Source organism: Pseudomonas sp. S44 (assembly GCF_016624805.1).
Classification (GTDB): Bacteria; Pseudomonadota; Gammaproteobacteria; order Pseudomonadales; family Pseudomonadaceae; genus Aquipseudomonas; species Aquipseudomonas machongensis.
Genome location: NZ_JACVTY010000017.1, coordinates 1 through 14802, shown reverse-complemented (window position 1 = coordinate 14802; position 14802 = coordinate 1). Strand labels below are relative to the sequence as shown.

Genomic DNA, 14802 nt, shown 5'->3' with positions numbered 1-14802 from the left:
TTCGACGCAAGACTCTGTGGGAGCGGGCTCGTCCCGCGATCACTGGCAAAGCCGGTGTCATTCAGGACGCGGCCTGTTTCCCTGTGCCGCGCCGTCCCCACATCGACCACAACAAGCTCCGAGGAAAGCCCCATGAAGTTTTCGCTGTTCGTACACATGGAACGTTGGGATGACCAGGTCAGCCACCGCCAGCTGTTCGAAGACCTGACCGAACTGACCCTGATGGCCGAGCACGGCGGTTTCAGCACCGTATGGATCGGCGAACACCACGCCATGGAATACACCATCTCGCCTAGCCCCATGCCGCTGCTGGCCTACCTGGCTGCCCGTACCGAGACCATCCGCCTGGGCGCCGGCACTATCATCGCGCCGTTCTGGAATCCGATCCGCGTAGCTGGCGAATGCGCCCTGCTCGATGTGATCAGCAACGGCCGCATGGAAGTGGGCCTGGCCCGCGGCGCCTACCAGTTCGAGTTCGACCGCATGGCCGGTGGCATGCCCGCCACCGACGGCGGCAAGGCCCTGCGCGAGATGGTCCCGGCGGTCCGCGCCCTGTGGCAGGGCGACTACGCCCACGAAGGCGAGGTGTACAACTTCCCCACCTCCACCAGCGTACCCAAGCCTGTGCAGCACGGTATGCCACCGATGTGGATCGCCGCCCGCGACCCGGACTCGCACAACTTTGCGGTCAAGCATGGCTGCAATGTCATGGTCACCCCACTGATGAAGGGTGACGAAGAGGTGCTGGACCTGAAGAACAAGTTCCAGGCCGCGTTGGACAACAACCCTGAAGTGCCGCGCCCGCAACTGATGGTGTTGCGCCACACCCACGTGCACAGCCCGGCCGAGCCCGATGGCTGGAAGATCGGCGCCCAGGCGATCTCGCGCTTCTATCGCACCTTCGATGCCTGGTTCGGCAACAAGACCACCCCGGTCAATGGCTTCCTGGAGCCCAGCCCCGAGTCCAAGTTCGCCGAGGTACCGGCCTTCGCGCTGGAAAACATCCGCAAGAACACCATGATCGGCACCCCCGAAGAAATCATTGCGCGCATCAAGTACTACCAGGAACTTGGCGTCGACGAATTCAGCTTCTGGTGTGACAACAGCCTGCCGCACGCAGAAAAACGCAAATCGCTGGAACTGTTCATCAAGGAAGTGGTGCCAGCGTTTGCCTGATCGGTAGCCCGCTGCACCTGCCCGCTTTCATGACCTGTGAGAGCGGGCATTTTTTTGGCTGCAGTTTGCCTGCGCCTACCCACCAGAAAATCAATACAGACACCCGAGAAAACCCCGGTACAGCGCACCTTTCGTCCCCCCGCAGGAGAAATTTCCCGTCCCCTCTTGCACATCAAATATTATGGTATACCATCAGACAACAAGAACTGATAACCCTCACCAGGAGCCCTCCATGAGTTTCGAAATCCGCAAGATCGTCACCTACTCCGAAGAAACCCGCATCGAAGGCGGCAAGGCCACCGACAAACCAGTGACCATGGTCGGCCTGGCCGTGGTGATCAAGAACCCATGGGCTGGCCGTGGTTTTGTCGAAGACCTCAAGCCGGAAATCCGCGCCAACTGCTCCGAACTGGGTGCGCTGATGGTCGAGCGCCTGACCGCCGCCATCGGCGGTGCCGACAAGATCGAGGCATACGGCAAGGCAGCGGTGGTCGGTGCCGAGGGTGAGATCGAGCACGCGTCGGCGGTGATCCACACCCTGCGCTTTGGCAACCACTACCGTGAAGCGGTCCAGGCCAAGAGCTACCTGAGCTTCACCAACAAGCGCGGCGGCCCGGGCACCTCGATCCAGATCCCGATGATGCAGAAGGACGACGAAGGCCTGCGCTCGCACTACATCACCCTGGAAATGCAGATCGAAGACGCCCCGCGCGCCGACGAGATCGTCGTGGTCCTGGGCGCCTCCGACGGCGGCCGCCTGCACCCGCGTATCGGCAACCGCTACATCGACCTGGAAGAACTGGCTGCCGAGAAAGCCAACGCTCAATAACAATAAGCAGACGGGCCGGAGCCAAGCGTCACGGCACCGGCCTTTCAAGGAGCGCCATCCATGATTCAGCCTGTCGCTGAACGTACACCTGCCGGGACCAGCTACCTGAGCCTCGGCCAGGGCCAACCCGTGGTGCTGATCCACGGCGTGGGCCTGAACAAGGAAATGTGGGGTGGCCAGTTCGTCGGCCTGTCCACCGACTACCGGGTCATTGCCTACGACATGCTCGGCCATGGCCAGAGCGCGCTGCCCGCGCCGGACACCGACCTGCAAGGCTACGCCACCCAGCTCGCCGAACTGCTCGACCACCTGCAGATCCCCCAGGCCACCGTCATCGGCTTCTCCATGGGCGGCCTGGTCGCCCGCGCCTTCGCCCTGCACTACCCGCAGCGGCTGTCGGCCCTGGTCGTGCTCAACAGCGTGTTCAACCGCAGCCCCGAGCAGAGCGCCGGTGTCATCGCCCGCGCCGCGCAGGCTGCCGAGCTTGGCCCGGACGCCAACGTCGACGCGGCGCTGGACCGCTGGTTCAGCCGCGAGTACAAAGCGGCCAACCCGGCCCAGGTCGCGGCCATCCGCCAGGTGCTGGCCAGCAACGACCCCCAGGGTTACCACACCACCTATTCGCTGTTCGCCACCCAGGACATGTACCGCGAAGCGGACCTGGGCAGCATCCAGGTGCCAACGCTGATCGCCACCGGCGAACTCGATTCCGGCTCCACCCCGGCCATGACCCGCCAGCTCGCCGCGCGCATTCCCGGCGCCCGCAGCGTGGTCCTGGCCGAACAACGGCATATGATGCCCGTTGAGGCTCCGCGCGAAGTCAATCGCATGCTGCTGGACTTCCTGAGCCAAGCCCGCACCCTCACCGAATCCGCCAAGGGGATAGTTGCATGACCCTCGTTCGTTTCCAGATGTGCATCGACGGCCAATGGCGCGATGCCCAGAGCGGCAAGACCTTCGACAGCCTCGACCCGGCCACCGCCCAGGCCTGGGCGCAACTGCCCGATGCCGGCGAGCAGGACGTCGAGCTGGCGGTACAGGCCGCCCAGCGCGCCTTCGACAGCAAGGCCTGGCGCGGGCTCACCGCCACCGCACGGGGCAAGCTGCTGCGCCGCCTGGGTGACCTGATCGCCGAGAACAAGGAGCACCTGGCCCAGCTCGAAAGCCGCGACAACGGCAAGCTGATCCGCGAGACCCGCGGCCAGGTCGGCTACCTGCCGGAATTCTTCCACTACACCGCAGGCCTTGCCGACAAGCTCGAAGGCGGCACCCTGCCGCTGGACAAGCCCGACCTGTTCGCCTACACCGTGCACGAGCCCATCGGTGTGGTGGCTGGCATCATTCCGTGGAACAGCCCGCTGTACCTGACCGCGATCAAGCTCGCCCCGGCCCTGGCCGCTGGCAACACCATCGTGCTCAAACCCTCGGAGCATGCGTCGGCCACTATCCTGGAGCTGGCCCGCCTGGCGCTGGAAGCCGGTTTCCCGGCCGGCGTGGTCAACGTCGTCACCGGTTACGGCCCAAGCACCGGCGCGGCGCTCACCCGTCATCCACTGGTGCGCAAGATCGCCTTCACCGGCGGCGCCGCCACTGCCCGCCATGTGGTGCGCAGCAGCGCCGAGAACTTCGCCAAGCTGTCGCTGGAGCTGGGCGGCAAGTCGCCGAACATCATCTTCGCCGACGCCGACCTGGACAGCGCCATCAACGGCGCGGTGGCCGGTATCTACGCCGCCTCCGGGCAAAGCTGCGTGGCCGGTTCGCGCCTGCTGGTGCAGGACGAGATCTTCGACGAATTCGTCGAGCGCCTGATCGAGCGGGCCAAGCGCATCCGCATCGGTAACCCGCAGGACGACGCCAGCGAAATGGGCCCGATGGCCACCGCCCAGCAACTGGCCGTGGTCGAAGGTCTGGTCGCTGCGGCCAAGGCCGAGGGCGCCAAGCTGCGCCTGGGTGGCAAGCGCGCCGAAGTCGAGGGCGACGGCTGGTTCTACGAGCCGACCCTGTTCGAGTGCGACAGCAACACGATGACCATCATGCAGGAAGAGGTGTTCGGCCCGGTCGCCGCAGTGATCCGCTTCAAGACCGAGGAAGAGGCGCTGGCCATGGCCAACGACTCGCAGTTCGGCCTTGCCGCCGGCATCTGGACTCGCGACCTGGGCCGCGCCCATCGCCTGGCGCGCGACGTGCGCTCGGGAATCATCTGGGTCAACACTTACCGCGCAGTCTCGGCCATGGCGCCGATCGGCGGCTTCAAGAACAGCGGCTACGGCCGCGAGAGCGGCATCGATTCGGTGCTGGCCTATACCGAGCTGAAGACCGTGTGGATCAACCTGTCCACCGCGCCAATGCCCGATCCGTTTGTGATGCGTTGAGAAGGAGCACGAGATGATCGAACCTGGCATCTATAAAGACGTGATGGGCTCCTTCCCGTCCGGCGTGACTGTGGTCACCACGCTCGATGGCGATGGCGGAATCGTCGGCATTACCGCCAGCGCCTTCAGCGCGCTGTCGATCGAGCCGGCGCTGGTGCTGTTCTGCCCCAACTACGCCTCCGACACCTACCCGATCCTGCGCGACAGCAAGCAGTTCGCCATTCACCTGCTGTCGGCCGACCAGACCGCCGAGGCCTATGCCTTTGCGGGTAAAGGCAAGGACAAGGCCAAAGGCATCGACTGGCACCTGAGCGAGCTGGGCAACCCGCTGCTGGCCAAGGCCACGGCGATCATCGAGTGCGAGTTGTGGCGCGAGTACGACGGCGGCGATCACGCGATCATCGTCGGGGCGGTGAAAAACCTGGTGCTGCCGGCCGAGCCGGTGACACCGATGGTCTATCACAAGGGCAAGCTTGGCGCCCTGCCCCCCTTGGGCTGATACAACCCATGATCGGTGTTGGCTTCTTCGCGGGTGAACCCGCTCCCACAGGTACTCCACAGGCCTCTGTATCTGTGCGATCCCTGTGGGAGCGGGTTCACCCGCGAAGAAACCCACACCGATGTCCCTGTTTTTAGGGGCCGCGCTAATCGTCTCACCCTCGGTTGCGGCCCCTGTTTTCATTCGGAGCACTGCAATGAGCAATGAAAAGTACGAGAAGGGCCTGCAGATCCGCACCCAGGTGCTGGGCGAGGACTACGTCAACCGCTCCATCCAGAACGCCGACGACTTCACCAAGCCGCTCCAGGAACTGGTCACCGAGTATTGCTGGGGTCATGTCTGGGGCCGTGACGGCTTATCGCTCAAAGAGCGCAGCATGATAAACTTGGCGATGATTTCCGCCCTCAACCGGCCCCACGAGCTCAAGCTGCATATCCGCGGCGCCTTGCGCAACGGCCTGAGCCGTGAACAGATTCGCGAAATCCTGCTCCAGGTCGGCATTTATTGCGGCGTGCCCGCGGCGGTGGACAGCTTCCGCCTGGCCCGCGAAGCGTTCGCCGAAGCCGATGCGGAGCCAACCCGTTAACAGCGGGCTGTTCGAACCACTGCAAGGAGCGCCTGGGTTCGGGGCACTCCGACGTTGGCGCAACAGCCTCATAAAGAGCGCACCTGATGAAACGCCAGCCACTCGACGACAGCTTCAAGGTCAACCGCAACCCCGTCACGCTCCGCGAAATCGTGCTCGACAAGCTGCGCGGGGCGATCATGAACTTCCACCTGCTGCCGGGCGACCGTCTGGTCGAACGCGACCTGTGCGACCGTCTCGGCGTCAGCCGCACCTCGGTGCGTGAAGCCCTGCGCCACCTCGAGTCCGAGGGCCTGGTGGAGTTCGCCGATGCCAAGGGCCCGCGCGTGGCCATCATCACCCTGGAAGACGCCCGCGACATCTACGAGCTGCGCTGCGTGCTCGAAGGCCTGATCGTCCAACTGTTCACCCTCAACGCCAAAGCCAAGGACATCCGCGCCCTGGAGCGCGCCCTGGACGTGAACCGCGAGGCGCTGGAGGAAGGCGAGCTGCAGCAGGTGCTCGATTCGGTACAGGGCTTCTACGACGTGCTGCTCGAAGGCTCCGGCAACCACGTCGCCGCTACCCAGCTGCGTCAGTTGCAGGCACGTATCAGCTACCTGCGCGCCACCTCGGTCTCGCAGGAAAACCGCCGCGGCGCCAGCAACCGTGAAATGGAGAAGATGGTCGAGGCGATCAAGAGCGGCGACCCGCTGGCCGCTCACCAGGCCTCGGTCGACCATGTACGCGCCGCCGCCAAGGTGGCACTGGACTACCTGCGCCAGAAGCAGGACGACAATGCCAAGGTCCGCGACATGGTCGAGCCCCTGGCGCTGAAGGATCCACGCATTTAACCCCCCACAGGCCACCGATCATGCCCAACGCCCCGCGCTACTGCCCGCAATGCACCACGGCACTGGACCGGGGCGTTCCCACCGGCGACACCCACGAGCGCCTGCACTGCCCCGCCTGCGGCTACATCCACTACATCAACCCGAAGATCATCGCCGGCTGCATCATCGAACGCGACGGCAAGTACCTGCTGTGCCAGCGCGCCATCCCGCCACGTCCCGGTACCTGGACCCTGCCCGCAGGCTTCATGGAGGCCGGCGAAACCACCGAGCAGGCGGCGCTGCGCGAGGTCTGGGAAGAAACCGGCGTGCGCGCTGACATCATCTCGCCGTATTCGATCTTCAGCGTGCCGAAGATCAGCGAGGTGTACATCATCTTCCGCGCCATCGCCACCCAGGAGACCGGCCAGTTCGGCCCCGAGACTCTCGACTACCGCTTCTTCGCGCCCGAGGACATTCCCTGGGACGCGATCTACTACCCCGCGATCCGCCAGATCCTCGAGCGCTACATCCTCGAACGCCAGGCCGGGGTGTATGGCATCTACATGGGCAATGACGACACCGGCAAGGTGCATTTCATGCGCTGAATAGCGCCCGTCCCTCAACACGGCCGACCCTGTCTCACAAATCGCTCGCCAGCCCGACATTCTCGGTGCACCCTATCCCCTCCACGCAAACGAAACGGCAAACCTCATGGCGAAATGGCTGGATGGCGGCGGGCTAATGGCCGAACGCATCCGCAATCACGACTGGGCGAAAACGCCCCTGGGCGCAATTGATGCCTGGCCCGACGTGCTCAAGACCACCGTGGCCTTGTGCCTGGCCTCGCGCTTCCCGCAGGCGGTGCTGTGGGGCGATGACCTGATCACCCTGCACAACGACGCCTTCAGCGAAATCCTCGGCGACAAGCCTCCGGCCCTGGGTCGCCCCTTCAGCCACGTCTGGCATGAAGCCTGGAACGATATCGGTGCCATGACCCGCCGCGCCCTGGACGGCGAGGCGGTGTACATCGAAGACTTCCCGCTGATCATCGACCGCCACAACGGGCCGGAACGTGCCTATTTCACCTTCTGCTACAGCCCGATCCGCGACCAGGACGGCCAGATCGTCGGTATGCTCGACACTGTCACCGAAACCACCGCCAGCGTGGTCGCCAACCGCCGCCTCAACTTCCTCGACGACCTCGGCCGCGCCGTGGCCAACGCCACCGAGCCGGACCGGATCCTGGCCATCACCACCCGAAAGCTGGGCGAGCACCTGCGCCTGTCGAGCTGCGCCTACGCAGTGATGGAGCCCGATCAGGACGGTTTCACCATCTGCGGAGACTGGGTCACGCCCGGCTCGCCGCGCCTGCTCGGCCAATATCGTCTCGCCGCCTTCGGCCGCCTGGCCGTACAGCGCCTGCGCGCAGGCAGGGCGCTGGTGATCAACGACAACCTCAGCGAGCTCGAACCGCAGGAGGCCGCGACCTTCCAGGCCATCGGCATCACTGCGACCATCTGCATGCCGCTGATCAAGGATGGGCGCCTGACGGCGCTGATGGCCATCCATGACAAGCAGCCGCGTGCCTGGACCGGCTACGAGCGGGCGCTGATCAGCGAAGTCACCGAGCGTAGCTGGGCACACATCCAGCGGGTTCAGGCACATGCCGAAGTACGCGAAGCGATGCAGGCGCTCGAGTCGCTCAACGCCACCCTTGAGCAGCGTGTCGAAGAACGTACCGCACAGTTGCTGCACACCGAGGCCGTACTGCGCCAGACCCAGAAGCTCGAAGCCATCGGCCAGCTCACCGGTGGTGTCGCCCACGACTTCAACAACCTGCTGACCATCATCCGCTCGTCGCTGCATTTCCTGCAGCGCCCGGAACTGGATGACAGTCGCCGCCAGCGCTACCTCAAGACCGTGTCAGACACCGTCGATCGCGGCGCCAAGCTCACCGGCCAACTGCTCGCTTTCGCCCGCCGCCAGGCCCTGAGCCCCCAGGTGTTCGAAGTGGGCCCGCGACTGGAAGCCATGGCCGACATGCTCGACACCGCTACCGGCGCACGGATCCAGGTCAAACTGGATCTGCCCGAGACGCCCTGCCATATCCGCGCCGACCTGGGCCAGCTGGAAACGGCGGTGATCAATCTGATGATCAACGGCCGCGACGCCATGAATGGCGAAGGCACGCTGCGCCTGCACCTGCAGCCAGATCAGCTGATGCCGGCGCAACGTGGACAAGCGGGGCAGCCTGGAGTGTTCGCCGCGATCTCGGTGATCGACAGTGGCGTCGGGATTGCCCATGAATTGCTGGAGCGCATCTTCGACCCGTTCTTCACCACCAAGGCCTCGGGCCACGGCACCGGCCTGGGCCTGTCGCAGGTGTTCGGCTTCGTCAAGCAGTCCGGCGGCGACATGCAGGTCACCAGCGTGCCGGGCCAGGGCACTACCTTCACCCTGTACCTGCCTCAGGTCTCGCCCCCGGAAACCGAACAGAGCCTCGCCAGCGCTGCAAATGCCCCGGTCGACAGCCGGCCGCGGCGCATCCTGGTGGTGGAGGATAACCGCGACGTCGGCAGCTTTACCGCGCAGATACTCAAGGATCATGGCTACCAGATCAGCTGGGCGACCAGTGCCGAGGATGCACTGGCGCAGTTGCACATGACACCGCAGGGCTTCGATGTGGTGTTCTCCGACGTGGTAATGCCCGGTATGGGCGGCCTGGCTCTGGCCCGGGAACTGCGCCGCACCAGGCCGCAACTGCCGGTGATCCTCACCTCCGGCTACAGCGATGCCATTGCCGAAGGGGGGCACCAGGGCTTCGCCTTCCTGGCCAAGCCGTATTCGGCCGAGCAGGTATGCCAGTTGCTGGACCAGGTGCTCACGCAATAGCTGCAACGGCCTTGCACATTATTTGTGCGATGGGATCAGTGGGCGCAGGGTCTTTGCAACTGGAGTCTGCAGGGTCCGCCCCCACAAGAAACGACGTCAGCCCTCGGATTGCGCGTAAACCAGCGGCAGCAAGCGCGCCAGGCTCTGCGCCAACTCCGCACGGCGGAACGGCTTGCGCAATACCTCGAAGCCACAGAGCTCACGCGGCGTGAGGTTGGCATAGCCGGTAATGATCAACACCGGCAGCGCCGGCATACGCCGCCGCAGCGCCTGGGCGAACTCGGCGCCGGTCCGCTCGGGCATCATCTGGTCGGTCACCAGCACTTCCACGGCGAATCCCTGCTCCAGCACCTGCTCGGCTTCGGCCGCACTCAAGACCGCTTTCACTTCATACCCCAAGTCACGCAGCTGCATTGCCGTGGCATGGAGCACGATGGCTTCGTCATCCACCAGTAATACCCTGACCGGACGCGTCGGCCTGGACACTTCGTCCACCGGGTCATCGCGACACAGGGTTTCGGCGTCAGTGGTCGGCAGCCACAATGTCGCTGTCGACCCCTGCCCCGGCTGCGAACGAATGGCAAACCCGCCGCCAGACTGCAGTGCAAGCCCCTGCACCATCGGCAGGCCAAGCCCGGTGCCCTTGCCCGCGCCCTTGGTGGAATAGAATGGCTCGCAGCAGCGCGCCAGCACCTCATCGCTCATACCGCAGCCGCTATCGGCCACCTCCAGCCATACCATCGCCCCTTGCCCAGGCCCTGCAGGCCGATCCGCCCGTGCGGCGTCCAGCCCCGCACGAATCCTCAACCTGCCACCGCCTGGCATCGCATCGCGCGCGTTGAGTACCAGGTTGATCAGCGCAAGCTCCAGTTGATGCGGGTCCACCACTGCTGCCGGCAGCGCCGGGTCGACATCGACCTGTACCTCGATGGTCGGCCCCAGCGAGCGCATGATCAATTCGTGCATGTCACCGATCCGTGCAGCCAGGCAGACGGGCTCAGGCTTGAGGGTCTGGCGCCGGGCAAAGCTGAGCAGACGGCCGACCAGGCTGCGTGCCCGCTCCGCCGCCTGCAGGGCGCCTTCGATCAGACGCGTCGAACGCGCCGCGTCGTCCGGCCGCCGGGCGATCAGCTCCAGTGAGGCAATGATCGGGGTGAGCATATTGTTGAAGTCATGGGCAATGCCGCCGGTCAGTTGGCCGACGGCCTCCATCTTGCGTGCCTCATGCAACTGCATGAGGTCGGACTCACGCTCGGCCAGCATGCTGGCAACCCGCTCCTCCAGCGTGGCGTTGAGCGTCATCAGCTCGGCCAGCGTTGCCTCCAGGTGCGCGGAGCTGGCGCGCAACGCTCGCTCCGAGCGGGCATGGATGATCGCAGACCAGGCCAGCTTGGCCGTCTCTTCCACCAGCTGACATTCATCGTCGACGAACGAATGAGGGCGATTGAAGTAGACACACAGCATGGCATCGAGCACACCGCTGCGCAGCAGCGGCACCTTCAGGCTGGCGCACAGGTCTCTGGAGGCGCCAGCCGGATAGTCGTCATGCACCCCATGCCCCGCCTGAAGTTGCTCGCGCAACAACCCGTCATGTCCGCGCCACAAGTGCTCCCCTGTTTGCGACGCCACCCCATCGACCCAGTCACGGGCGACGACATAGCGCTCGTCATCGCCCAGATCCTCGGCAAAGCACACCCGGGAGGCGCCCAGCTCCTCACCGAGCAGGCGCGTGGCAAAGGTCTCGATCGCCTCGGGTTCGTCCATCTCCGGAAGCGCCCGGCCCAACGCCAGCAGGAACGCCTGGCGCCGCTCGAACTGAACGCGCTCGGTGGTTTCGGTGACGATGCACAGCACCCCACCCACGCTGCCATCGGCCTCGCGTACCGCCGAATAGGAAACATCGAAATAGGCTGTCTCGCCCAGGCCCCGGCGCTCGATATAGAACGGACGGTCGCGCGCCGAGAAGGTCTCGCCGGTGTCACGCACATTCCGTAGCAACGGTTCGAGATCGTCCCACAACTCGCTCCAGTGCTCGCGGGCAGGCCGCCCGAGCGCACGCGGATGCTTGGCACCGATGGTCGGGGCGTAGGCATCGTTGTAGAGCGCCACGTACTCCGGCCCCCAGAACAGCACGATCTGGGCCTTGGCCGGGAGGATAGTCGCCATGAGCGTCTGCAGGCTGAATGACCATGTGCCTGGGGCGCCAAGCGGCGACTCGGTCCATTCCAGGCTCTGCAACAGCGAGCCGACCGTGCCGCCGTTGATCAGAAAGGCGGGCGCCAGGGGCCGGGCGTGTTCGGTATCACCGTCCTGTAGTGATTTCATGTCATGCAGACCATCAGTGTTTCCGGGCACTGTATTGAGTATCTGAGGATATGAAATCAGCACAGCGCAGACGTTCCATCCGTCTTCGCATCAGCGCGTTCAGCGACGCCCTTCAGCCAGCATGCGCACCGCCAGCGCGGCCAATACCGTCCCCATCAACCAGCGCTGAGCCTGCTGCCACAGCGGCCGACCCGCGAGAAAAACGGCAATGGAGCCGGCCATCAGGGCGATCATCGCATTGACCGTGACGCTGATGACGATCTGCGTGGAGCCCAGCACCAGCGATTGCAGCAGTACGCTGCCATGGCCCGGCTCGATGAACTGCGGCATCAGCGACAGGTACATCACCGCGATCTTGGGGTTCAGCAGGTTGGTCAGAAAACCCATCATGAACAGCCGCCGCGGGCTGTCGGCCGGCAGGTCGCGGACCTGGAACGGCGAACGCCCGCCTGGCTTGAGCGCCTGCCAGGCCAGGTACAGCAGGTACAGCGCGCCACCGATGCGCAGTGCGTCATAGGCGTAGGGCACGGCCATCACCAGTGCGGTGATGCCCAGCGCGGCGCAGAGCATGTAGAAGACGAAGCCCATGGCCACGCCGCCCAGCGAGATCAACCCGGCAACCCGCCCCTGGCAGATCGAGCGGGAGATCAGGTAGACCATGTTCGGGCCGGGGGTCAGGACCATGCCCAGTGCGATCAGGGCAAAAGCCAGCAGGTGGGAGAACTCAGGCATCGGGCGCATCCTTGGCGTGCGAGGGAAGCGCGAAGTGTATCCGGTGTCGAGGCCATCGTGGAACGGCTGCCCCTGCAAATCCAGGCATTCAACCGAACTGCCCGACTATCAGCCCCAGCGCGATCGTGATCATCACCGCGCCCGACACCCGCCCGACGATCTGCGCCGCCTGTGGCCGGGTGCGCAGCACGGCCTTGGCGCCGTAGCCGACCATCAGGTAGATCACCAGCGAACTGCACAGGTGCACCAGCCCCAGCAGCAGGATCTGCAGCGGCAGCGGCCAGTTGGAGGTGGGGTCGGTGAATTGCGGCAACAAGGCCAGGAACAGCAGGAACACCTTCGGGTTGAGCCCGCTGACACAAAATCCGCGCAGCGCCCAGCGCGAACCGGTCTCCCCCGCCTGAACCACTCCCGCCTGCGGCGCCGCCGGCTTGAGCAACAGGTTGCCCCCCAGCCACAGCAGGTAAAGACAACCGGCAAGGGTCAGCAGCGTCAGTGCCAGCGGGTGCCCTGCGATCAGGCTACCGACCCCGGCCGCCACCACCAGGGTGGCCATGAAATGCCCAGACAACATCCCGGCCACTGCCGGCATCACCCAACGGCCGCGCATCCCGGCCGAGATCGCGTAAGCCCAGTCGGCGCCGGGGGTGATGACGAACAGCAACGACACGGCCCAGAACGCGGCCAATACACTGAGGGTCATTTCGGGTGTTCCTTTCAGAGGTCTGGTTGAAAGGAAGATTACGGATTCCGCGCGGGGATTATCTTTCGTATATTGCCGACAACCTTGAACACCTTGGAAGATTCTCCCCCATGGATCGCACTGATCGAAAAATCCTTGCCGAACTGCAAAAGGACGGTCGCCTGTCGGTTACCGAACTGGCCGACCGCGTTGGCCTGAGCCTCTCGCCCTGCCATCGTCGGCTCAAGGCGCTGGAAGCGTCCGGGGCGATCCTCGGTTACCACGCACGCCTGGCGCCTTCGGCGGTGGGCCTGAACTTTGCGGCGCTGGTGTTCGTCACCCTGCGCGAGGTGACCCGCCAGCCAGTGGCCGACTTCGAAGCGGCGGTGACCGAGGTGCCGCAGATCGTCGAGGCGCAGCGCTTGTTCGGCGACCCGGATTACCTGCTGCATGTGGTGGCCAAGGACCTGCCGGCGTTCCAGAAGCTGTATGACGAAATCCTGACCAGCATTCCCAATGTGAAACGGCTGAGTTCGACGCTGGTGATGAAGGAAGTGATCCAGGATCGGTTGTTGCCCATGTGAGTGAGCGCACTGAAATGTATCCGGAGGTGGCGCCGCCTTGAAACGCTTCCCTCGGACCGGTAACCTCCGCGCGCTTCTATGGCGGCTGTACGGGGGGCGCCTTCGTGCGCGCCGGTTTCCTTGATTCCCGGTCGACCAAACTGCGTACAGCCGCCACCCTTTTTTGGTATCGCCAGGGCCGCTGAGCGGCCCATCTCGGGGCAAGTCGGAGCGCCGAACCGCCGCCCCTGCAAAAGCCTCCACGAGCCTCAAGCTGCGGTGCAATACTCAGCCATCAATCCCCGCGAAAGAACCCATCCCCGGCATTTCTCAACAACTCCACCATCGCCCCCGCCGCTGGCGGCAGGTAGCCTTCGGCGCGTACCGTCACCCCGACCGTGCGGCGCATGGTAGTGGCCTCCAGCGGCACTTCGCGCAGCCACGACATGCCCAGGCCATGCTCCAGCGTCTCGCGTGCGGCAAAGCTCAGCAGACGGGTCTTGGCGATCAACCGGGGCAGCAGCGAGATCGAGTTGGTCTCGATCTGCACCTCGGGCAGCGGCAACTGGTGGCTGCTGAACACATTGTCGATCCAGCGTCGCGCCGTCACCGTGGGAGCTGCCAGCACCCAACGGTAGTTGCACAGGTCCTTCAACTGCACATCACCCGAGAACACCGGGTGATCGGCGCTGGCCACCACCACCGCTTCGTCCTGCAGGATCGGATAGGAGCGAAACTGCGGGTCATCGACGATCAAGCCGCAGATGATCGCGTCCAGCCGCCCTGAGCGCAGCGAGTCCTTGAGCATGTCGTCCTGGCCGATCGACAACTTCAAGGTCAGTTGCGGCGCTCGCTCCAGCAGCGAAGCGGTCAGTTGCGGCAGCAGGTGCTCGGCCATGCTCGCGGCACAGCCCAAACGGATGTTGCCCACCAAACCGCTGGCAAAGTCGCGCACTTCACGCTCGGTCTCGGCGATGCTCACCTGCAACTGCTTGCCGCGCGCCAGCAACAACGCGCCAGCATCGGTCAATTTGATACGCCGGCCATCACGCTGGAACAGCCGCGCGCCCAACGACTCTTCCAGGCGCTGGATGCTTTTGCTCAGCGCCGGTTGGCTGCGGTTGAGTTGCTGTGCGGCGCGCCCCAGGTGGCCAAGTTCGGCGATGGTGGCGAAGTACGTCAGGTCACGTAGGTCCATGATCGATGAATTTCAGTTATGGATTCATAGAAAGTAGAAAATAGACTTGATCAATCCACAGGTCGATAATTTTCTCTGTCAGCCGCCTCTGGCTCTCGCCGTACAGGGAGATCGACTTGCCCCCCGCCCTACCCCC

Annotated in this window: 14 protein-coding genes; 10 read left to right on the top strand and 4 right to left on the bottom strand. The window is 64.6% G+C overall.

Annotated features, from left to right (window positions below; genetic code table 11):
• Window positions 1–132: 132 nt before the first annotated feature.
• The 9 genes from IAE40_RS14390 to IAE40_RS14350 all read left to right on the top strand — a co-directional run bounded on the left by IAE40_RS14390 (window position 133) and on the right by IAE40_RS14350 (window position 9166).
• Window positions 133–1176, top strand: coding sequence for an LLM class flavin-dependent oxidoreductase (locus IAE40_RS14390; protein ID WP_153772753.1), 1044 nt, complete (start codon window positions 133–135; stop codon window positions 1174–1176).
• Between the two features lie 232 nt (window positions 1177–1408).
• A complete protein-coding gene (locus IAE40_RS14385) occupies window positions 1409–2005 on the top strand; it encodes an amino acid synthesis family protein (RefSeq protein WP_054892016.1) in 597 nt (198 codons plus the stop codon).
• Between the two features lie 60 nt (window positions 2006–2065).
• Window positions 2066–2899, top strand: a complete 834-nt coding sequence (locus IAE40_RS14380; RefSeq protein WP_054892017.1) for an alpha/beta fold hydrolase — start codon at window positions 2066–2068, stop codon at window positions 2897–2899.
• Window positions 2896–4377, top strand: coding sequence for an aldehyde dehydrogenase (locus IAE40_RS14375; RefSeq protein ID WP_200603424.1), 1482 nt, complete (start codon window positions 2896–2898; stop codon window positions 4375–4377). The genes IAE40_RS14380 and IAE40_RS14375 overlap by 4 nt, the downstream gene beginning before the upstream one ends.
• 13 nt (window positions 4378–4390) lie before the next feature.
• Window positions 4391–4876: a flavin reductase family protein gene (locus tag IAE40_RS14370; RefSeq protein ID WP_197891333.1), complete on the top strand. Its 486-nt coding sequence runs from the start codon at window positions 4391–4393 to the stop codon at window positions 4874–4876.
• A 196-nt stretch (window positions 4877–5072) separates the two neighbouring features.
• Complete coding sequence (locus IAE40_RS14365; protein WP_054892020.1) at window positions 5073–5462, top strand: carboxymuconolactone decarboxylase family protein; 390 nt, start codon at window positions 5073–5075, stop codon at window positions 5460–5462.
• Window positions 5463–5548: 86 nt separating this feature from the next.
• On the top strand, window positions 5549–6295 hold the full coding sequence (locus IAE40_RS14360) for a GntR family transcriptional regulator (RefSeq protein WP_054892021.1): 747 nt from the start codon (window positions 5549–5551) through the stop codon (window positions 6293–6295).
• 20 nt (window positions 6296–6315) lie between these two features.
• On the top strand, window positions 6316–6879 hold the full coding sequence (locus tag IAE40_RS14355) for an NUDIX hydrolase (RefSeq protein WP_063545284.1): 564 nt from the start codon (window positions 6316–6318) through the stop codon (window positions 6877–6879).
• 106 nt (window positions 6880–6985) lie between these two features.
• Window positions 6986–9166, top strand: a complete 2181-nt coding sequence (locus IAE40_RS14350; RefSeq protein WP_200603423.1) for a response regulator — start codon at window positions 6986–6988, stop codon at window positions 9164–9166.
• Window positions 9167–9262: 96 nt separating this feature from the next.
• Here IAE40_RS14350 and IAE40_RS14345 read toward each other — a convergent pair whose 3' ends face one another.
• The 3 genes from IAE40_RS14345 to IAE40_RS14335 all read right to left on the bottom strand — a co-directional run bounded on the left by IAE40_RS14345 (window position 9263) and on the right by IAE40_RS14335 (window position 12926).
• Window positions 9263–11491, bottom strand: coding sequence for an ATP-binding protein (locus tag IAE40_RS14345; protein ID WP_200603422.1), 2229 nt, complete (start codon window positions 11489–11491; stop codon window positions 9263–9265).
• Window positions 11492–11590: 99 nt separating this feature from the next.
• The gene (locus tag IAE40_RS14340) at window positions 11591–12223 is read right to left on the bottom strand and encodes a LysE family translocator (RefSeq protein WP_197891329.1); all 633 of its coding nucleotides are present in this window, start codon (window positions 12221–12223) and stop codon (window positions 11591–11593) included.
• 88 nt (window positions 12224–12311) lie between these two features.
• Complete coding sequence (locus IAE40_RS14335; RefSeq protein ID WP_197891327.1) at window positions 12312–12926, bottom strand: LysE family translocator; 615 nt, start codon at window positions 12924–12926, stop codon at window positions 12312–12314.
• A 110-nt stretch (window positions 12927–13036) separates the two neighbouring features.
• On the opposite strand from IAE40_RS14335, the gene IAE40_RS14330 reads away from it, so the two are divergent.
• On the top strand, window positions 13037–13489 hold the full coding sequence (locus tag IAE40_RS14330; protein WP_054892027.1) for an Lrp/AsnC family transcriptional regulator: 453 nt from the start codon (window positions 13037–13039) through the stop codon (window positions 13487–13489).
• A 274-nt stretch (window positions 13490–13763) separates the two neighbouring features.
• Here the strand turns inward: IAE40_RS14330 and IAE40_RS14325 are convergent, their stop codons facing one another.
• Window positions 13764–14666: a LysR family transcriptional regulator gene (locus IAE40_RS14325; RefSeq protein WP_054892028.1), complete on the bottom strand. Its 903-nt coding sequence runs from the start codon at window positions 14664–14666 to the stop codon at window positions 13764–13766.
• Window positions 14667–14802 lie beyond the last annotated feature (136 nt).